Source organism: Chryseobacterium populi, assembly GCF_000282115.1.
In the GTDB taxonomy this organism is placed as follows: domain Bacteria; phylum Bacteroidota; class Bacteroidia; order Flavobacteriales; family Weeksellaceae; genus Chryseobacterium; species Chryseobacterium populi.
Genome location: NZ_AKJY01000050.1, coordinates 42956 through 64279, shown reverse-complemented (window position 1 = coordinate 64279; position 21324 = coordinate 42956). Strand labels below are relative to the sequence as shown.

Genomic DNA, 21324 nt, shown 5'->3' with positions numbered 1-21324 from the left:
AATGAAAACGAAGGGACATTTTTTTGATCAGATTCTTAAGAACAAGCAAAACAGTTCTTATGGCTTCTTTGATAAAAGTAAAGCTGAAACCTTTGTAACCCAATTATATGAAGTGCTTTTCCTTCCTCAGCATATCAATACTCAAGATAATCTGAAAAAAGATTTTGAAAAAGCACAGGAAGCTCTTTTTGACCTGATCGTCAGTATTGTAAAAGAAGAGCGTCTTGCAGAAAAGCAGGTTGATTATTTCTTCGATGCTTTACCCGTGATATATGATAAACTGATCATAGATGCAGAAGCGGTACTGGAATTTGATCCGGCAACCGGTTCTCTGGAAGAAATACTTCTGGCTTATCCGGGCTATTTTGCGACTTATGTATACAGAATATCCCATCAGCTGTGGAATCAGGAAATAAAAATATTACCCCGGGTCATTTCAGAATATGCACACAGTAAAACAGGAATAGATATTCATCCGGGAGCATCAATCGGAGAATCCTTTTTCATTGACCACGGAACGGGAATTGTGATCGGGGAAACCTCAGTAATAGGGGATCATGTGAAAATTTATCAGGGAGTAACCCTCGGCGCATTGAATGTCTCCAAAAAGAAAGCTAACCAGAAAAGGCATCCTAATATTGAAGACCATGTCATTATCTATTCCGGGGCAACCATATTAGGAGGAAATACAACGATAGGAAAGGGAAGCATTATTGGCGGAAATGTGTGGATTACACAAAATGTTCCTTCCAATTCCCTGGTTTACAATAAAAGTGAAATTAAAATTAAGGATAACAATTCATTACCTGAGTCCTTAACCTTTGTGATATAAAAAAAATAAAAATTTAATCGGTATGAAATTCCAAAACACACTAGAAACCATCGGAAATACTCCGGTAGTAAAAATTAATAAGCTTTTCAGTCCGGGCCATGAGATCTGGATCAAATTAGAAAAAAGTAACCCGGGTGGAAGCATCAAAGACAGGATTGCATTAGCAATGATTGAAGATGCTGAAGCTAAAGGATTGCTGAACAAAGACAGTGTCATTATTGAGCCTACAAGCGGAAATACCGGGATAGGACTTTCTTTGGTAGCAGCAGTGAAAGGTTATAAGCTTATTCTGGTGATGCCCGAAAGCATGAGTGTGGAGCGCCGCAAGATTATGGAAACCTACGGTGCAGAATTTGTGCTGACTCCGAGAGAGAAAGGAATGAAAGGAGCCATTGAAAAAGCCAATGAGCTGGCAGCAGAAACTCCAAACTCATGGGTGCCGAAACAATTTGATAATCCGGCCAATGTAAAAATCCATACCGATACCACGGCACAGGAAATTCTGAAAGATTTTCCGGATGGCTTAGACTATTTCATTACAGGAGTAGGAACAGGTGGACACATCACAGGGATTGCAAAAGTATTAAAACAACACTTTCCGGATATTAAAGTGATTGCTGTCGAGCCGGATCTGTCTCCGGTGCTGAGTGGTGGAGAACCGGGGCCACACCCGTTACAGGGGTTGGGAGCAGGATTTATTCCCTCCATATTGGATACGGATCTTTTGGATGAGATCATTAAAACAGGTAAAGACGAAGCTTTTAGTTTTGCTGTTGATGCTGCCAGAAAAGAAGGTCTTTTTGTAGGAATTTCAACAGGAGCCGCTTTAGCTGCAGTAGCCAAAAAATTACCTGAAATAAAAGCCGGATCGAAAATATTAACCGTCAACTATGATACAGGCGAAAGGTATCTTTCCATTGAAGGATTGTTCTAAAGCTTAACCTCTAAAGCAGATTTTAAATGAAAACAAATAATAAAACACCAAAGGTTTACCTTATCGGTGCGGGACCCGGTGACCCTGATCTCATCACAGTAAAAGCGGTGAAAGCAATTGCTGAAGCAGATGTAATCCTGTGTGACCGCCTTGTAAGCCCTGAAATTTTAGAAGAATATATTAGCGAAAATACTGAAGTTTTGTATGTAGGTAAAGAATGCAGTAAAAACGCCTCGACCCCTCAATCCCAGATTAATAATTTAATGGTTGATTATGCCCTTCAGAATAAAGTGGTTGTGAGATTAAAAGGTGGTGATGTTTCCATATTTTCCAATATTCTGGATGAATTGCAGGCTCTGAAAAATAAAGAGATTCCTTTTGAAATCATCCCCGGAATTACGGCTGCTTTGGGAGCTGCTGCTTATGCAGGAATGCCGTTAACAGCCCGGGGATATGCCACATCAGTCCGTTTTCTGACTTATTACAAATCAGAAATCCTTACCGGTGATTATTGGAAAGAACTTGCTTCAACCAACGATACCCTTGTGTTTTATATGTCCAAAGGAAACCTTTCCGGCCTTGTTGAGAAGTTTATAAAACTGAATATTTCAGAAGAAAAAAAGATTGCGGTTATCGAACAGGCTACTACACCCTATCAAAAAGTGTATACCTCATCATTTGATGATTTTGAAAGTAAATTTGAAAATAAAACTTTTGCTTCCCCTTCTTTGGTGGTCGTGGGAAAAATTGTGAATCTGCATGAAGAATTCTCCTGGCTTGATAATGCAGAACAGGAAGGCCTTTATTTTAAATCCATTGCTAATGGAAGTATCATATCAAACATCCAAAACCTTTTCGAATATGCTGTCTGAAACTAAATTTAATATCCTTAAACAAATATCCGGTGATTTCTCGAGAGACGAAACCATCTGGGCGAGTGGCTATCTGGCAGGGCTGGCCGGATCTGCTTTGACTGTTCAGCCGACGGTGACTGAACAGAACCTCATAACTGAAAATCAGGTAAAGAAAATAACACTTGCCTACGGAACAGAAACCGGGAACAGCAAAAAGCTGGCAACCGAGCTGGCCGGAATTATCAAGAAAAAAGGGATTCAGGTGAAATTGGCAGACCTTTCACAGTACAAGCCTAAAGACCTGGGTAAAGAAGAGTTTTTCTTTATGATCATAAGTACTCAGGGAGAAGGGGAGCCTCCAATATTGGCTAAAAAATTCTATGACCATATTCATGAGAATGAAATAAACCTTAATCATCTGAAATTTGGAGTTTTAGCGTTAGGAGACACCAGTTATCCGCTGTTTTGCAAAACAGGTGAAGATGTTGATTTCCGATTTGAAATCCTGGGAGCTCAGCGGATTATCCCATTAAAGAAGTGTGATATTGATTACGAGCAGGACGCCCATAATTGGGTGGAACATCTCTTTGATGCAGTGAATAAAACTTCAGGAACGGCTAAGTCAAATGTTTTAACAACAAAAACCTCATCTTCAAGAAAAACCTATTCCGGAACCGTTTCGGCGATCATTAACCTTAATGATATCACTTCTGAAAAAGAAACCTATCATATCGAAATAGAATCGGAAGAGCCTGTTATTTATAAGCCGGGAGATGCCTTAGGAGTAATTCCCGTTAATTCAAGAGCTGTAGTCAGTGAAATTATTGAACTGACGGGAGTTGATCCCCAAAAACAGATCGAAACTTCAAAAATTACGGCAAGCATAGATGAATTGCTGACTAAATATTTGAATATCAGTTTTCTGCTTAAAATAACGGTTGCCCAATATGCACAAATAACCGGGCATAACATTCCCGAGGTCCGTTTAAGTCTTCTTGATCTGCTTAGGATTTATCCGGTAAGAAGTGCCGGTGAATTTGAACAGATTATTCCTGTTTTAACAGGTCAGGCTCCCCGTTTATACTCCATTTCTTCATCTCTGGAAGCCCATGGAGATACGGAAATTCATATCACGGTTGCGAAATCACAGTTTTTCATTGATGATAAAAAACAAAGCGGCTTGTGCAGCGGTTTCCTTAGCGAATTTAACGAAGGAGAAAGCCTTGAGTTTTATATCCAGGAAGCCAAACATTTTAAACTGCCCAGACCAGATAAAGACATTATCATGATTGGCCCGGGAACAGGGATTGCCCCTTTCAGGTCATTTCTCTGGGAAAGGGATGCTACAGGAAGCGAAGGGAGAAACTGGCTCTTTTTCGGGGACCGGAATTTTATCTCGGATTTTCTCTACCAGTCGGAAATCCTGGATTTTATGAAAACCGGAACATTAACCCATTTAGATATGGCATTCTCCAGAGACACACCTGAAAAAATATATGTTCAGGATAAGCTGAAAAAGAAAGCAAATGAGATTTTTAACTGGCTTGAAGGAGGAGCATCTCTCTATATCTGCGGTGCAAAAGAACCGATGAGTAAGGATGTGGAAGAAACACTTTTGAATATTATTCAGGATCATGGAAAATGTACGAAAGAAGAAGCAGGCCTTTACCTTGAAGAAATGGAGCTTAACGGGAGATATGCCAAAGATGTTTATTAAAATGAGTCACAAATAATAAAGAGAAAAACAAAATGAATAATAAAGATAACCTTTCGCCGGTAGAAAGGATTAAAACCGGGAGCAACGGGCTCAGGGGAACCCTGAATGAAAGCCTTTCAGATGATTTTACCGGAGCCATAAGAGAAGACGACCAGACCCTTGTGAAATTTCATGGGATGTACCAGCAGGATGACAGAGACAGACGGGAAGAGCGTGTAGCCAAAAAACTGGAATGGCTGTATTCATTTATGATCCGCTTACGTTTGCCGGGAGGTTTCATCACTCCGGAACAATGGGTCGGCCTTCATGAAGTTGCAGGGAAGCACTCGACCGGAACCATAAAAATTACAACGAGACAAACCGTACAGCTGCATGGAATTTTAAAATCTCATTTGAGGCCTACCATTCAGGAATTTAATCTTCAGCACCTGGATTCTATTGCTGCATGTGGAGATGTCAACAGAAACGTTACCTGTACCTCAAACCCTTCCGAATCGCCGGTTCACCAGGAAGTTTACGAGCTGGCAGGGAAAATAAGTGAAATGTGCCTGCCTAAAACCAAAGCTTATTATGATATCTGGATTGATAACGAATTGCTAATCGACAGAAAGGCAGAAGAAGACCCCTTGTATCAGGACAGATATCTGCCCAGAAAGCTTAAAATAGGAATTGCAATTCCGCCCAACAATGATGTAGATGTTTTTATTAATGACATTGCCCTCATCACAATTATCGAAAATGATCAGATCATTGGGTACAATATAGCTGCCGGAGGCGGGCTTGGGGCAACCCACAGCAATGAGGCAACCTATGCACGGCTTGCCTCGGTATTGGGTTTTGTAGATACTGAAGAAAAAGCCCTGAAGGCGGTTTATGAAATCATTACCGTACAGCGGGACTTTGGGAACAGGAGCGACAGAAAATTATCAAGATTAAAATATACAATAGACAAGCTCGGAATAGACCAGTATAAAGCAGAAGTTGAGAAAAGAACCGGCTTTGCTTTTGAACCTGCCAGGGAATTTAAGTTTGAACAGAGAAAAGACCGTTATGGCTGGATAAAAAATCATGAAGGAAAATGGTTTTATACCCTGTTTGTTGAGCATGGAAGAGTTCTGGATACTCAGGAATACCCTTTGAAATCAGGGCTGTTGAAAATAGCTGAAACCGGAAAAGTCAATTTCCGGTTTACCTGTAACCAAAACCTGATCCTTTCTGATATTGAAGAAGCAGATAAAAATGAAATTGAAAATCTCCTGAAAACATACGGAATTTTCAATTACACAGAAGAAGCAAGTGCCCTGCGTAAAAACTCTGTTGCATGTGTCGCTTTAAATACCTGTTCTCTGGCTTTGGCAGAAGCACAGCGTTACCTGCCTTCCTTAGTGACAAAAATAGAACCCGTACTCGGAAAACACGGTCTTTTAGATGAAGATATTACGATCCGGATGACCGGATGCCCAAACGGTTGCGGAAGATCTCCCAACGCTGAAATAGGATTCGTAGGGACGGCTTATGGGAAATATAATCTTCATATCGGCGGAGACAGACTAGGAATGCGCCTTAATACGAAATTTAAAGAAAATATCGGCGAAGAAGAAATTCTCAATACGCTGGATGAGCTTTTCGGGATCTATGTGAAAGGAAGAAACGGAGAAGAAACATTTGGGGATTTTTCATACCGCTACCTGCAAACTTTAAAATAAATATATGATCAATATTCTTTACCGTCAGAAAAAATATCAAAAGCAGGATCAGCGCCTTTTAGGAATGCGAATGTGCATGTGTTGTTTACCATCAGGCTTCACTTAACATTCTTATTAACCTAAAAAATAAACAATGAAAAATAACACCCAGGGATATTTTCTGCAAAAAACAGGCATTCTATTATTTACAATATTATTCTTTAATCTCATACAGGCACAGCAGCTTATAGAATTAAGCGGTATTATCAACCATACAGATACCGGGAAAGGGCTTGCAGGAGTGCAGATTCAGGTTGAAAACACTCAGGATATGGCATTAACGGATCAACAGGGAAATTTTAGCCTGAGAACAAGAGTTAAAATACCCTTCAGAATTGTGATCACGAAAAAAGATTTTACCAGTCGAACAGTTGAAATACTTTCCCTTTCCAATAAAATAGCCATTGAGCTCAATCCTCAGAATACCATCATTAATGAAGTGGTGATCTCAGCGTCACGTGTTCCCGAAAAAGTATTAAGATCGCCCATCGCTATTGAGAAAATTGATATTAAAGCAATCAGGGAAAGCCCGGCAGCTTCATTCTATGAAACCTTGGAAAATGTAAAAGGATTACAGCTTTTAACGTCAAGCCTTACCCTGAAAGTACCTAATTCAAGAGGATTTAATTCACCCAATAATTTCCGCTTTATGCAGTTGGTAGATGGCGTTGATGTACAGTCGGCTACGTTGGGGGTTCCGTTGGGAAATGCCATTGGCCCTACAGAGCTCGACATCCAGTCTATGGAAGTTACTCCGGGTGCAGCCTCTGCACTTTACGGAATGAATGCCATCAACGGTCTTGCAAGCCTTCAGACAAAAGATCCTTTTACCTCTGAAGGATTAAGCTTTTATTTCCGTGGCGGAGTCAATCATGTAGACAATGTTAATCATACAATAGCTCCGTTGGGCGAAAGTGCTATAAGGTTTGCAAAAGCATTCAATAAAAATCTGGCAATAAAAGTTAATGCTTCTTATTTTAGCGGGATCGACTGGATTTCAGATAACCATACAGATCAGAATCCTAATTCTCTGGTTACCGGAAATCCGAAGTTTTCTTTTGTGAATAATCCCGCAGAAGACCTCTGGAATAAATATGGAGACGAAAGAAATAACAGAGTAGCAGTAAAAGTAGATTATAACGGGAAACCAACGACTTTCAATGTTTCAAGAACGGGCTATTTAGAAAAAGATCTGGTAAGCCCGGAAGTAAAAAATATAAAATTTGATGCAGGGCTGTATTACCGTTTCGGTGATCAGTGGCGGGCTTCTTATGTGTATCGCTACGGATTATTGGACGGAACTTTTCAAAGGGGAAATAAGATCCGGCTGCAAAATGCAACCGTTCAGAATCATAAAGTAGAGCTGACCGGAAAAGAATTGACTTTCAGAACTTATGTGTCGATAGAAAATACCGGAGATTCCTACAATCTTAAACCTTTGGCAGATAATCTCGACCTTACCAATCTTTCCAATACAAATTGGAAAAATATATTTCAGACCACATTACAGAATAATCTTAACGCTGGAGTCAACCTGAATGATGCCTTTATTTTTGCGCGGCAGGAAGCGGATAAAAACAGGGTAGTTCCCGGAACGGCAGCCTTTGAGCAACTAAAGAACAGGATTATCGGAATTAATAACTGGGACTCAGCCAACGGTGGTGTGGCAGGAGCTCCCGCAACGGGTGGTGCTAAACTGGAGCAGGAATCCCGTTTTTACCAGGGGGAAATCACCTATGATTTAAGCAGGTTCGTGGAAATATTTAATCTTCTTGCCGGAATTGATTATCGTTTTTACAGCATAACACCGGACGGAAATAACTTTGTTGATTTTGAAAGACCAGTCAGTGAAAGGAATATTCCATTGCCTGACGGAACCTTTGGAAAAGATGTCACTTATCAGAAATATGGTGCCTTTGCACAGCTTACCAAACTCTTTTTCGATGAAAAGTTAAAACTTAATGTAGCATTGAGGGTTGATAGAAACCCAGAATTTGAAACCAAATTTAATCCGAGGATAAGTCTTGTATATTCTCCGGTTAACCGGCATAATTTCAGAGCCTCTTTTCAGAACGGATTCCGTTTTCCTTCGTTGTTTGAAGCCTTTTCTTTTGTTAATAACGGTAATGTAAGACGTGTAGGTGGACTTACAAAAGTGAATGAAGGATTGGGTTATCTTGAAAACTCCTATACCCTTGCATCGATTGATCAGTTTATTTCTGCTGTAAATGCAGATGTTGACGGCGGAAAAAGCCAAAGCCAGGCAGCTTTAGATAATAGAAATCGTTTGGTGGTGGCTAATCTGCAAAAACTGCAGCCGGAAAAGATAAATTCTTTTGAAGTGGGCTATAAATCGGTTTTATTTAATAACAAACTGGTCATTGACTGGGATTTTTATTATAATATCTACGAAGGTTTTCTGGGCCAGGTGGAAGTGGCCGTTCCCAAAAATGGAAAGGTAGGCAGTGATAACGCTGTTCTCGATATGATTGACCGCAGTAAACAGGACCGTTACAGGGTATATACGAACAGTAATAATACCTATAAAAGCTATGGAACTTCTCTGGGGCTCCGCTATAACCTTGTGAAAAATTACAATATCAATGCAAACGTATCGTACAACGACCTGATTTCATCTCAAAATTCTGATCTTTTTATAACATCTTTCAATACACCTAAATGGTCGGTAAACGTAAGCTTAGGAAACAGGGAAATTATTAAGAATATCGGATTTACAGTAGTGGCAAGATGGCAAAACAGGTTTTTATGGGAAAGTCCTTTGGCTTCGGGTGAAATTCCATCATTTTATACCATTGATGCACAGGCTACCTGGAGGATTCCTGAAATTAATGTGAATATTAAAATTGGAGCGACCAATTTGCTGAACCGCCGGTATTTTCAGTATGCAGCCGGGCCTGAAATCGGAGGATTGTATTATATGGCTTTTACTTATGATTTAAAATTGTAATGAGATGAAAAACGCATTGTATCCCGTATTCCTGAAACTCGAAACATTGTCATTGCTGGTGATCGGAGGCGGAAAAATTGCCCTGGAAAAACTGGAATCCGTTCTCACCAATTCACCCGGAACATCTGTGAAGCTTGTTGCAAAAGAAATAATACCAGAAGTTAAAATCTTACAGGAAACATTTCCTAATCTGAGATTATATGAGAGAACCTATGATGACAATGACTTCAGTGATGCAGACCTTGCGATCATTGCAGTGAACGATATTGCACTTGCTGAAGAGATCAGGGATAAGGCTCATCAGAAGAATTTACTGGTAAATATTGCAGATAAACCGGATCTGTGTGATTTCTATTTAGGTTCCATTGTGCAGAAAGGAAGCCTGAAAATTGCGATTTCAACCAACGGGAAATCACCGACGATAGCAAAAAGATTGCGTGAAATATTCACAGAGGCAATTCCCGACGAAACAGAAGATGTATTGGAAAATATGCAGAGTATCCGGAACCGGTTAAAAGGAGATTTTGATTTTAAAGTAAAAGAGCTGAACAGGCTCACCACTCAGTATTTATCTGAAGAAAAAAAGAACCCTGAAAAATCTGACCTGGAAATTGAAAATCTGATCAATATTACCAAAATAGTACAGCGGAGAGCCAATATTTATCTCGGAATTATCGGAGTTTTAATCCTTTTTGGAATATTGGGTTTTACCATTTACAGATTTAACCTTTCTGCTGATATTGCATTCTTCCTTAATAAAGACGGGCATATTTTCTACTGGATGCTGTTTGCCGGCTTCATGGCAGAGATTGTTGCCGGATCAATGGGAATGGGATACGGGGTGATATGTACCACCATATTGTTATTACTGAATGTTCCCCCACCGGTCATAAGTGCGAGCATTCATTCTGCAGAATCATTCACAACAGCAGCAGGCAGCGTCAGCCATTACAAACTGGGAAATGTCAATAAAAAAATGGTTTGGGTATTGTTTCCTCTGGCAATAATCGGATCTGTGGCCGGAGCATTGACCTTATCACATTATGGCGAATATTATGCCCATATCATTAAACCGATCATTTCCTGTTACACATTGTATCTGGGGATTAATATTCTTAAAAATGCCTTTAAGAAAAAAAATGCAGAACAAACTAAAGCTAAGAAAAAAACAAATCTTAAAGTACTTGGGCTCATTGGCGGTTTTATTGATTCTTTCGCAGGCGGAGGCTGGGGTCCGCTGGTGACAGGCACTCTGATCAAAGAAGGAAGAACTCCACGGTATGTTGTCGGAAGCTCTACTGTAACGAAATTTTTACTTACGGTGACAAGTGCCATTACCTTTATCTTTACCATTGGGATCCATCACTGGAATATTGTATTGGGGCTCCTTTTAGGAGGTGTTTTTACGGCTCCGTTTTCTGCAATGCTTACTTCCAGGTTACCTACTCAAAAAATGTTTGTTGTTGTAGGAATAGTAGTCATTATCATGAGCCTCATTACCATCATCAAATCATTAGTCTAAGATTAAAACTTGATCATATCATTAGAAAAATAGCTCCTGACTGGAGCTGTTTTTTCTTTTTATAGACTTGTGCTGAAAAAAATCAAGCATAAAATCAAAAAATTATATTTTTTTTCGTTCTGTAAACCAGTTGGTTATGGTTTTGTTTAAAAATCATATGCAAGATTCTTTAAAAAGACGATTTATATAAGTGAGTACTCAAAGTAATAGAATGTTTAAAGAAAAAAATTAAAGTAATGAAGAAATTAACGGTACTTAAAACTTTTATGGCTGTCCTGGTTTCAGCAGTAAGTCTTTCCTTAATGTCATGTATGGATGATGGCCCGGAAATCATTCCTGTGAAACTGGAAGATGTCAACGGAAATTATAAGGCAAAGCTTATTGTAACCCAGGGGAATAATAAAATTGAGAAAGTTGCAGATTTTAAAGCGAAAAAAGATACGATTACGTTTTTAGATTTTCCGGTAAAAGAAATTGTTAAATCAGTAGTGAAAGATCCCGCAAAAACAGAAAGCGCATTGGCAGCAATCGGAAAAGTGAAATATAATCTTAATTATACCTCATCAATCAATGCAAATCATAACGTGGTAGAGTTGATTTTTGCACCTAAGACATTAGAAATCCAGATCCCGGAGGACGGGGCAATTAAAAAAACAGTTGTAACGTTCATTACTAAAGAGAAAGGATTCTATGTTGGCCAGAACAGAGCAATGCAATTTGGTCTGGAAGCAGAGAAAATAACGGTTGATGGGGTATTATTAACCCCTTATGAAATGATTAAATATGATTTTCCGTATTGTGTAAAATATTAAAATTGGGATCAGAAGAATAGGTTGTATCCTTTAAGGATGCAGCCTATTTTTGCATTAAGATTAATCAGTCAGTATTTCAGTGGAAAATCATTGTTAAGGTTAAATGGAGAAAAGCAAGGAGCAGATATTGGTCAACCGTCTTCTGTTAAAAGAAGAAGAGGCTTGGAAAGAGTTTTTCGGAACTTATTCCGGAAGTCTTACCTATGTATGTTCCCGCTATATCATCGGGAAAGATGATGTACATGATGTGCTTCAGAATAGCTTTATAAAGATGTTCCGCTCAATAGATTCATTTGAATACAGGGGAAACGGCTCCCTGAAAGCATGGATAACCCGGATCGTGGTCAATGAGTCGTTAAAACATATCAGGGAACACCCGGATTTTAAAATATCGGCAGATGAGTTTGAAATCCCGGATATTCCAGATGAAGAAGAACCGAATCTGGATGAGATACCACAGGCAGAGATCATGGAAATGATCCGTGCTCTTCCTGAAGGGTACCGGACTGTTTTCAATCTGTATGTTTTTGAGAATAAAAGTCATAAAGACATTGCATCGCTGTTGGGAATTGCAGAAAATTCCTCTGCCTCACAATTTCACAGAGCCAAAGGAATGCTTGCCCAGAAAATTAAAGAATATAAAATGGTAAAAAAAGCGCAATATGAATAATCAATGGTTAAACGATCTGCGCAGGAAAATGGAAGACCACACCGGGGATATTCCGGATGGATTGTGGGATGATATCAGGGAAGAATTATTCAATGATGAGGATAAGAAAACAGTCATTGGACTCGCTCCGGAAGAACCGGTCTCAAAAGAGAAAAAGATTTCCGGATCAGGTTTTACGGCTGTACTGTACCGCATTGGTGGTATTGCTGCTGTGATTGTGCTGCTGTTTGTGGTTGGAAGACAGTGGCTTAGCTTAAATACTAAAGAATCTAAACAGTCAGAAGAAACAGCATACGCAACGAAAAAGAGGACTGACAAAAAAACAGGTAATCCTGTTTTGAAAGAGAATACAAAAGAAAAGAATATTGATGTGATTTCTTCCGGAAATTCTTATTTGAAAGAGATTGCATCAAACAGAAAAATAGAATTATTTGAAAATATTTTCACAAAAAGCCTCAGTAAAGAGAAAGCTTTATTGAAAACGGATGCGCAACAAGCAGAAGAACAGAAGGATTACAGTACTTTCAGCTTGCCTGATCAGGATGAAAAAATCGGACAGAATAAAAAAGAGGATATCATTCAGCCTAATGAAAGTAATGAATCTTTAAAGCAGGAAGAAAGAGATCTTGCTCCTTTGTTTGCTGAGAATAAGACCAAGACCGCAAAGAAGAGCTCAAATAAATCATGGATGTTAAGCTTGCTTACCGGAAAAGCAGCACCCAATTCGGCGCAACAGTTTCCGGGATACGCTACAATGGGCGGAAATCCGTTGAGTATTAGTGATGTATGGGGAACTGCCAGCTATGAGGAAAACCCTCTTACGGAAATATTACTGGCCAATCAGAGCAAGCAGGTGGAAGCTACAGTAAGACATAAAATACCGCTCAATTTAGGCATCTCTTTGTATTATAATCTTGGAAAAAGATGGGGAATAGGTACCGGAGTGAATTATACCAAATTATCATCAGAACTTCATTCGGGAAGCAGTTCTAATTTTATTAAAGGTGAGCAGACGGTTCATTACATTGGAGTTCCCGTTCAGGTTAATTATAATGTCATTCAGAAAGGCAGATTTACAGGTTATGTTACCGGTGGGGCATTAGTTGAAAAAGCTGTTGCCGGTAATCTGAAAACAAAATATATAGTGAATGATGAGGTTACAGATGAGGTCAAAGAAAAGCTTGAAGTAAAGCCGGTGCAGGTTTCTTTAAATGGAGGTTTGGGAGCGCAATTGAAACTTGTGGATAAAATAGGGGTTTATGTAGAACCGGGAATTGGATATCATTTCAAAGACAACAGCTCCCTGAACACAATTTATAAAGACAAACCATTGAATTTCAATGTGAAGTTTGGAATCAGAGTATCCATTGATTAATTGAATTTTTAATTGTTGAAACCTAGGATAGCACCCTGTTTTCAATAGGGTTGGCTTGATGATCTTAAAATTAACCATTAAATATATTCTATGAAGACAAAATTGATTTTATTAATGTTTTTGGCTTTTACTGCTTTAAATATAAATGCGCAGTGCCCATTTACTCCTACCATTACCAGTCCGAGACTGGGAGCGATGTTTCCGGATAAAGTAGTATTCTGTAATACTGAATCCGAAGTACTTTCCACACAAACGTACGACAGTTATCAATGGTACAAGCAGGAATGGGACTGGCAGACACCCAATACAAACCCTTGGGTTGCAATCCCGGGAGCGACTTCTCAAACGTTGACGATTGACGGGACTAATGATATGCTTTACTATTTTAAAGTAGAAGTTACGCAGGCAAACTGTACAGCGCAAAGTGCAGAAATTATGTCAGACGGGTATGCCTATGGTCTTCCGGCAATGATGACCACCTTTACGCCCGGAACCTATGAGCAGGTTGGAGCAGGTGAATATAATATCTGTGAAGGAGCATCTGTGAAATTTGAAAATATATATCCCGTTGTATATGGAAATCATACCTGGTATAAATGTACTCCAGGTAATATTCCGCCTGTTCCCGGAGACCCTTGTATCATCAGTGGGGCTACCGGAGATTCCTATACTGCTACGGAAACAGGATTTTACGGGTTCTATGCCTGTACAGAATATTGCCCGGATCAATGTGAGTTTTTAGGACTTGGAGGATTCCAGCAACTGAATTTTGGCAACTGGAGCTTTTGTGGCTTAGGAACAGACGAAACGAAGCCTAAATCCAATGATCTTACTTTATATCCAAACCCGGCTACACAATTGATCTATATCGGAAAAGCTTCTGATAAAACCTATAAAGAGATTTCAATTGTAGATGCTTCAGGGAGATTGATGATCCAGAAAACCAATCACCAGTATAACCAGCCAATCGATGTAAGTGCACTGACTCCGGGAGCGTATATTATCGCATCCAAAAGTGCAGAAGGAAAAGTATACAGAAATAAATTCATAAAAAAATAGGAAACAAGACTTCCTAATTATTGTTAGTTTTTAATAATTGTCTGATCGGTACAGGATGTGGCCTGTGCCGATTTTTTATTTTAAATGATAGCTTCATCGTTAGGAAAACGGGACAGTGTTTAAGAGTTTTATAAGAATAATTTATTTTCAAAAATTTATTACATTTACCTCAAAACACACATATGCTGATCAAAATTTACGGAAGCGCAATTCATGGAGTTGCAGCGCAGACTATTACCATTGAAGTCAATATAGACACCGGCGGAGTAGGGTATCATCTTGTAGGCCTTCCCGATAATGCGATTAAAGAAAGCAGTTATAGGATTTCAGCAGCTTTAAAAAATGTAGGTTACAAAATTCCCGGTAAAAAAATTACGATCAATATGGCTCCGGCAGATCTCAGAAAGGAAGGGTCTTCTTATGATCTGAGCATTGCTGTCGGAATTTTAGTGGCTTCAGATCAGATTGTCGCTGAAAATATCCAGGATTATATCATTATGGGTGAGCTTTCCCTTGATGGGAGTTTATTGCCTATAAAAGGTGTTTTGCCGATTGCTATCCAGGCAAGGGCGGAAGGCTTCAAAGGAATTATTTTGCCCAAGCAGAATACCCGTGAAGCAGCTATTGTTAATGACCTCGAAGTATATGGTGTTGAAAATATCAAAGAAGTCATTGATTTTTTTAATGAAGGAAAACCTATTGACAGAGTAGTATTGGATACCCGGAAAGAATTTCAGGAAAAGATCTGTCAGTTTCCCTTTGATTTCTCAGAAGTTAAAGGACAGGAAGCCGCCAAAAGAGCAATGGAAGTTGCCGCCGCCGGTGGGCATAATATTATTTTGATCGGTCCGCCCGGAAGTGGAAAAACAATGCTTGCCAAAAGGGTTCCAAGTATTTTACCGCCTTTAACATTGAAAGAAGCTTTGGAAACCACAAAAATTCATTCAGTTGCCGGTAAAATGGGAACAGAAACTTCTTTAATGACGATCCGTCCTTTCAGATCTCCGCATCACACCATCTCAGATGTTGCCTTAGTGGGAGGCGGAAGTTATCCCCAGCCGGGCGAAATTTCTTTAGCTCATAACGGCGTTTTGTTTCTCGATGAAATGCCGGAATTTAAAAGAACGGTTCTTGAGGTTATGAGGCAACCACTGGAAGATAGGGAAGTAACCATTTCAAGAGCGAAATTTACCATCAATTATCCGGCAAGCTTTATGTTGATTGCTTCAATGAACCCAAGCCCCAGCGGATACTTTCCTGATGACCCGAATAATACCTCATCAGCTTTTGAAATGCAGCGTTATATGAATAAACTTTCTGGTCCGCTTTTAGACCGGATTGATATTCATATTGAAGTTCAGAAAGTGGAATTTGAACAGCTGACCGAAAAGAGAAAAGGTGAGAAAAGTGAAGAAATAAGAAAACGTGTTTTAAGATCCCGCGAGATACAGCAGGAACGATATAAAGATTTGAAAATTAGCTATAACGCCCAGATTGGACCAAAAGAAATTGAAGCGTTTTGTGAATTAGATGAAGCATCATTTAATCTGATTAAATTAGCAATGGAAAAGTTAAATCTTTCTGCCAGAGCTTATGACCGGATTTTAAAAGTAGCAAGAACAGTTGCTGACCTGGAAGAATCTGAAAGAATCTTATCCCATCACATTTCTGAAGCCATACAGTACAGAAGCTTAGACAGAGAATTCTGGAATGTATAATTTAGAATTTTATGGCTTCAGGAAATATACTTTTCTAAACAAGAGTCTTATTAATGGATTTGAGCAGATATTTACGTTCTTAATTCTCTCCAATGTGAAAATTTAACACATGCCTTTAACGCTTGTTCAATTTATTATATTAAATTTGATTGCTGAATTTTTAATAATATTTAATTATGAAAGATAAATTTACATGATTAATAGATGCTTTTGAATTTAAAACAAAGATTAATGAAGATATAAATATATTCTTCATAAGAGATTGATAAGTAAAGCAATGTTTTTGCTTGTTTATAGTTCTGCTTCTTGAGTAGATCATTCAGACCAATTTTACCCAATCAAAAAAACTAATATGCCAAATACGATTTCAACATCAGGAGCATTTTCTGCTCCTGTCACTACCACATTATCTCCTGAAGACAGAGAAAAACTACTGAATGGATTTAACAATACCGGATGGGATTATCAAAAAGAAGAAACCTTAGTTTCACTTTTCCGGAAACAGGCAAACCGGTATGCGGAAAATATAGCCGCAGTATATCAGGGTCAACAAATTACTTATCACGAACTGGATCAGCAAAGTAACCGAGTTGCTAATGCCTTGCTGGCAAAAGGAGTAAAAGAAGGAATGTATGTTCCGGTATGGCTGGACCGATCTCTGGAATGGGTTATCGCTATTCTTGGAGTAATAAAGACCGGAGCAGTTTATGTTCCCATTGATACAGCTTATCCTGTAAAGAGAATAGATTATATTCTTTCAGATACCGGAGCCGGAATTATCATTACAGATCATGAGCATGGAAAACTTCTGGCTGAAAATAAAAGTGTTGAGGTTTTTTATTTAGATCAGAACAATAAGCAGGAAAAACCGGCTGTAGAGCATCCGGAAGTGATTCCGCATCCGGATTCATTGGCCTATACTATCTATACTTCAGGATCTACCGGAAAACCTAAGGGGGTTATGGTGACACACCTGAGTATTCAACATTTAATTACATGGCATAACCAGCATTTCAAGATAGATCATACCTCCAGATTGTCTTTGGTTGCCGGATTGGCATTTGATATATCTGTCTGGGAAACCTGGTCGGCCCTTACTGCGGGAGCAACACTTTTTATTGCGGATAATGAGCAGAGAACAGAAGCAGCACTTCTGGTAAATTATTATCGGAATAACCGCATTACCCATGGTTTTGTGCCTGTTGTTCTGGCGCCCTCTGTTGTTGATCATACTAAACAATACAATGATCTTGAATTACAATATCTTTTTACAGGTGGGGAAAAACTTAAACCTGTCCTTACAGCAGGATTGAGTTATGAATTAATTGATTATTACGGTCCGACGGAGTGTACTGTATTTGCTACTTTTAAAACTGTAAAAGATGTAAATGGTGAATATGTATCTTCCATTGGTAAGCCCATTGCCAATACACAGGCTTATATTTTAGGAGAGCATATGGAATTGCTGCCGATAGGTGCTACCGGAGAATTGTATATCGGGGGAGTGTTGCTGGCTAAAGGCTATCTTAATAATGAAATACTTACAGATTCAAAATTCGTGACCAATCCTTTCATGGAAACAGAAAAGATTTATCATACCGGAGATCTTGCCAAATGGACTGCAGATGGAGATATTCAGTTTTTGGGAAGAATAGACAATCAGGTGAAGATAAGAGGATTCCGTATTGAGCTGGGCGAAATAGAAAGCACACTTACCCGCTTGGAAAAAATAAAAGAGGCAGTAGTGATAACACAGGATACAGCCGGAAATAACAAGTATCTTGTTGCTTTCATTGTGTTGAACAACAACGCGGAAAAAGATATTACCCTGATAAGACAGCATCTGAAAGAAGAGCTTCCCGGCTATATGATGCCATCTCAGATTATAACGATTGATAAAATACCCCTTACACCAAACGGGAAAACCAATACTGAAATTCTGAAAGAGCTAGCAGATAGAGAAGCTAAAGAGTTGGTTTCACACGAGCCTCCTACTAATGAAACCGAGAGAATTATCGCGGATATCTGGTCGGAAGAGCTGGAACGTCCCGTGATTAATATTACAGATAATTTTTTTGATATTGGAGGAAACTCTCTTTTCGTAGCAATTGTTACAACGGCATTGCAGGAAAGACTAGAAGTAAAAGTATATATGCGTGATATCTATCAATACCCAGTATTACAGGCACTTTCAAATGTATTAATAACAAGAGCTAAAGAAGAAAGAGATGTGATTCCTGTTGAAGATGTTGAGCCAGATGTGGCATTGCAGCAGGATGTTTATCTCGCTCCCGGGACGGTATTTGCAGGAGGGTTTAATCCTGAACAGATAGAAAACCCATCGGCAATATTTTTAACAGGGGTCACCGGGTTTGTAGGAATCCATTTGCTACAGGAGCTTTTAGATACAACAAATGGTGATATTTATTGCCTGGTGAGAGCTCAGGATGAATTTCATGCTCTGGGGAAAATAGACCATTGCTTTGCCAGGTTTAACGTTCCGAAAAAAGAAACCCAAAAATCAAGGATTATTCCTGTGCCAGGAGATTTAGCTTTACCTTCATTAGGCCTTTCAGAAGAGCAGTTTATGATGTTGGCAAGTACAATTGATCTTATTTACCACTCCGGAAGTTCTGTCAACTTTATTGAGCCTTATTCTTATATGAAGGCTCCGAACGTGGAAGGTCTAAGGGAAATCATCAGACTGGCCGGCGCAGAAAGAACCAAATGCCTTGCTCTATTATCTACTATTTCGGTATACAGTTGGGGACATGTGTTTACCGGTAAAAAAGTAATGCTTGAATCTGATGATATCGAACAGAATATTTTATCAGTCAGTAAAGACATCGGTTATGTGAGAAGTAAATATGTGATGGAAGCCATTGCTGACCTGGCTGCCAAAGAAGGTTTGCCATTGATTACGTATCGTTTGGGATATGCGATGTGCCACAGTGAGACCGGAGCCAGTGCACCTTATCAATGGTGGTCCGGTTTGGTTAAAAACTGCATTGAGTTTAAATCTTACCCGGCACTTACCGAACTAAGAGAGGGATTGATCACTGTAGATTATATGGTGAAAGCAATGGGGCATATTACAAAAAATAAAGAAGCCATCGGGATGAAGTTCAATCTGATTGCCAGGCCGGAAACCAATTTAACTCTGGAAGGCTTTTTCGGTCTGCTTAAAAAATATTATCCACATCCTCTGGAAGCACTTCCATATAAAGAATGGCGAAAACACTGGGAAAACGATAGTAAAAACCGTCTGTATCCCCTCACCAGTCTCTTTAAAGACAATATGCATGAGGGCCTGTCTACTGTAGAACTTTATCAGCATACGTATGTCTGGGATTGCTCAAATGCCATTAAGTTTCTGGAAGGTTCAGGCATTCAGGAACCGGTATTTGATAAAGCTTTGTTGGATTCTTATTTGAAATATTTGGGAATTCCGGTTTTATAATTATTTTATATATTGTGACCTGAAAAATATCTTTTTAAACAGCTCTTAGCTTTTTGCTTTGGGCAGTTTTATTTTAGTATTTATTGCATTATGTGTCAGTTTTAATGAAAATATAAATCATTTTCGTTGAATTGATTAATTTTATATCACACAAATAAAAATATGGAAGAAGCATATGAATACTTAAAAGCTAATTTTGAAATTACAGAGGAAGATTGGAAGATCATAGCATCGAAAATGTTTGAAGAAAAGTTTAAAAAAAAAGATATTCTTCTTGAAGCAGGAGAACAGGAAAATATGCTGTCATTTCTGTCTAAAGGTGTGCTGAGGTTTTTTATCCCGGCGGAAGAAAATAAAGACAATGATATAACCTTTGACTTCATGTTTGAGAAAAAATTTGTCTGCGGAGATGAATCATTTTTAACAAGAACTCCTTCCCTGTATGGAATAGAAGCCTTATCAGATGTTGTGCTTTATAGATTCACTTACGATGATTTACAGGATATTTATAAAAGGACAGGTGGAGCAGACCGTATCGGAAGAATTGCACATCAGAGATTATTTCTCGAAAGATCTCAGAGGCTATATTCTTTTCTGAAATATTCTGCGAAGGAAAGATACCAGAACTTATTTAAAGAAAACCCGGTTTTAATTCAGGAAATCCCTCAAAAATATTTAGCATCTTATCTGGGAATAACTCCACAGGCACTTAGTAGAATCAGAAGACAGATTTATTAACATTTGTTCATTGTATACTTTTAAATGTCACCCTACTTTTGTCCAGATTTTTAAAAGATCATTTTAATTAACAAAAACAAAAAGACACACATGACATTTTTAAAACACTTTGGAACTTATTTCCTTTTTATCAGTACGATAACTTTAGCTCAGGTAGGGATAAATACACCTAATCCACAAGGGACCTTCCATGTAGACGGTAGTAAAAACAATCCACAATCCGGACTTCCTTCACAAGCTCAGCTCAATGATGATTTCATTGTAGCTAAAACAGGAAATGTAGGCCTGGGAACTATTTCTCCGTCCGTAAAACTGGATATATTTACGCAGGGGACACCTACAGTTCCCGTTGCAGGAATTAAAATTACAGATGGTTTGCAGGGAAAGGGCAAGGTTCTTACTTCCGATGATAACGGAGTGGGTTCATGGAAAAGACAAAGCCTGGAATTGGTGGTAGGAACAATGGGTAACGGGTATAATCTTCCTTTTAAATTTGATCTCAATTACTTTCAGACAGGATCAAGCATCGTTCTTCCTCCCGGGAAATGGCTGGTTACTGTAAATATGTTAGCTGTAAACAACCAACTCGCTGTTTTAGACATAGATGATTATATATGGTTCAGATCTACTTTTTCAGATTCACAGTTTACCACGAATAAAAGTCCGGATATTATTGGAACCGCTGATAAAGTAAGCGGAATGTTACAGGGAGCTGTGACTGGCGGAGCATTAAAATATAATATTGCCAACGGGCAGCTTGTGATCAATAACCAGTCTCTGACAGCAAAAACCTATTGGCTGATTGTAGGGGATTCGGAAGTGATTGGAAATCCGGACCCTGCAGCTTATCTGGATCGTTTAGGCGGTTCGAGTTGGGGTGAAAATATTATTTCAGCAGTGCCGATACAATAAGCAGAGTA

General features: G+C 38.9%; 14 protein-coding genes and 1 pseudogene. All 15 read left to right on the top strand.

Annotation, left to right across the window (positions count from 1 at the left end):
- Nucleotide 1: 1 nt before the first annotated feature.
- The 15 genes and pseudogenes from epsC (at nt 2) to PMI13_RS20675 (ending at nt 21316) form a co-directional block, all read left to right on the top strand.
- Complete coding sequence (gene epsC, locus PMI13_RS13105) at nt 2–832, top strand: serine O-acetyltransferase EpsC (RefSeq protein WP_007844480.1); 831 nt, start codon at nt 2–4, stop codon at nt 830–832.
- 22 nt (nt 833–854) lie between these two features.
- Nucleotides 855–1766, top strand: a complete 912-nt coding sequence (gene cysK / locus PMI13_RS13100) for a cysteine synthase A (protein WP_007844478.1) — start codon at nt 855–857, stop codon at nt 1764–1766.
- A gap of 26 nt (nt 1767–1792) precedes the next feature.
- The gene (gene cobA / locus PMI13_RS13095; protein WP_007844477.1) at nt 1793–2638 is read left to right on the top strand and encodes a uroporphyrinogen-III C-methyltransferase; all 846 of its coding nucleotides are present in this window, start codon (nt 1793–1795) and stop codon (nt 2636–2638) included.
- A complete protein-coding gene (locus tag PMI13_RS13090) occupies nt 2628–4337 on the top strand; it encodes a diflavin oxidoreductase (protein WP_007844476.1) in 1710 nt (569 codons plus the stop codon). The genes cobA and PMI13_RS13090 overlap by 11 nt, the downstream gene beginning before the upstream one ends.
- Before the next feature lie 23 nt (nt 4338–4360).
- A pseudogene (cysI, locus tag PMI13_RS13085) lies at nt 4361–6043 on the top strand (assimilatory sulfite reductase (NADPH) hemoprotein subunit); the annotation flags it as partial.
- Nucleotides 6044–6176: 133 nt separating this feature from the next.
- On the top strand, nt 6177–9050 hold the full coding sequence (locus PMI13_RS13080; RefSeq protein WP_007844474.1) for a TonB-dependent receptor: 2874 nt from the start codon (nt 6177–6179) through the stop codon (nt 9048–9050).
- 4 nt (nt 9051–9054) lie between these two features.
- Nucleotides 9055–10572, top strand: coding sequence for a TSUP family transporter (locus PMI13_RS13075; RefSeq protein ID WP_007844473.1), 1518 nt, complete (start codon nt 9055–9057; stop codon nt 10570–10572).
- Nucleotides 10573–10808: 236 nt separating this feature from the next.
- Nucleotides 10809–11384 (top strand): DUF4840 domain-containing protein, encoded by a 576-nt coding sequence (locus PMI13_RS13070; RefSeq protein WP_007844472.1) that lies wholly within the window; start codon nt 10809–10811, stop codon nt 11382–11384.
- 103 nt (nt 11385–11487) lie between these two features.
- The gene (locus PMI13_RS13065) at nt 11488–12054 is read left to right on the top strand and encodes an RNA polymerase sigma factor (RefSeq protein ID WP_007844470.1); all 567 of its coding nucleotides are present in this window, start codon (nt 11488–11490) and stop codon (nt 12052–12054) included.
- A complete protein-coding gene (locus PMI13_RS20680; protein WP_007844468.1) occupies nt 12047–13429 on the top strand; it encodes an outer membrane beta-barrel protein in 1383 nt (460 codons plus the stop codon). The genes PMI13_RS13065 and PMI13_RS20680 overlap by 8 nt, the downstream gene beginning before the upstream one ends.
- A 90-nt stretch (nt 13430–13519) precedes the next feature.
- Nucleotides 13520–14488, top strand: a complete 969-nt coding sequence (locus PMI13_RS13055; RefSeq protein WP_007844466.1) for a T9SS type A sorting domain-containing protein — start codon at nt 13520–13522, stop codon at nt 14486–14488.
- 182 nt (nt 14489–14670) lie between these two features.
- On the top strand, nt 14671–16206 hold the full coding sequence (locus tag PMI13_RS13050) for a YifB family Mg chelatase-like AAA ATPase (RefSeq protein ID WP_007844464.1): 1536 nt from the start codon (nt 14671–14673) through the stop codon (nt 16204–16206).
- Nucleotides 16207–16558: 352 nt separating this feature from the next.
- A complete protein-coding gene (locus PMI13_RS13045; RefSeq protein WP_007844461.1) occupies nt 16559–19666 on the top strand; it encodes a non-ribosomal peptide synthetase family protein in 3108 nt (1035 codons plus the stop codon).
- A gap of 162 nt (nt 19667–19828) precedes the next feature.
- Nucleotides 19829–20404, top strand: coding sequence for a Crp/Fnr family transcriptional regulator (locus tag PMI13_RS13040; RefSeq protein WP_007844459.1), 576 nt, complete (start codon nt 19829–19831; stop codon nt 20402–20404).
- Between the two features lie 90 nt (nt 20405–20494).
- Nucleotides 20495–21316 carry a hypothetical protein gene (locus tag PMI13_RS20675; protein WP_007844457.1) on the top strand — a complete coding sequence of 274 codons (822 nt, stop codon included), beginning with the start codon at nt 20495–20497 and terminating at the stop codon, nt 21314–21316.
- Nucleotides 21317–21324: the final 8 nt, after the last annotated feature.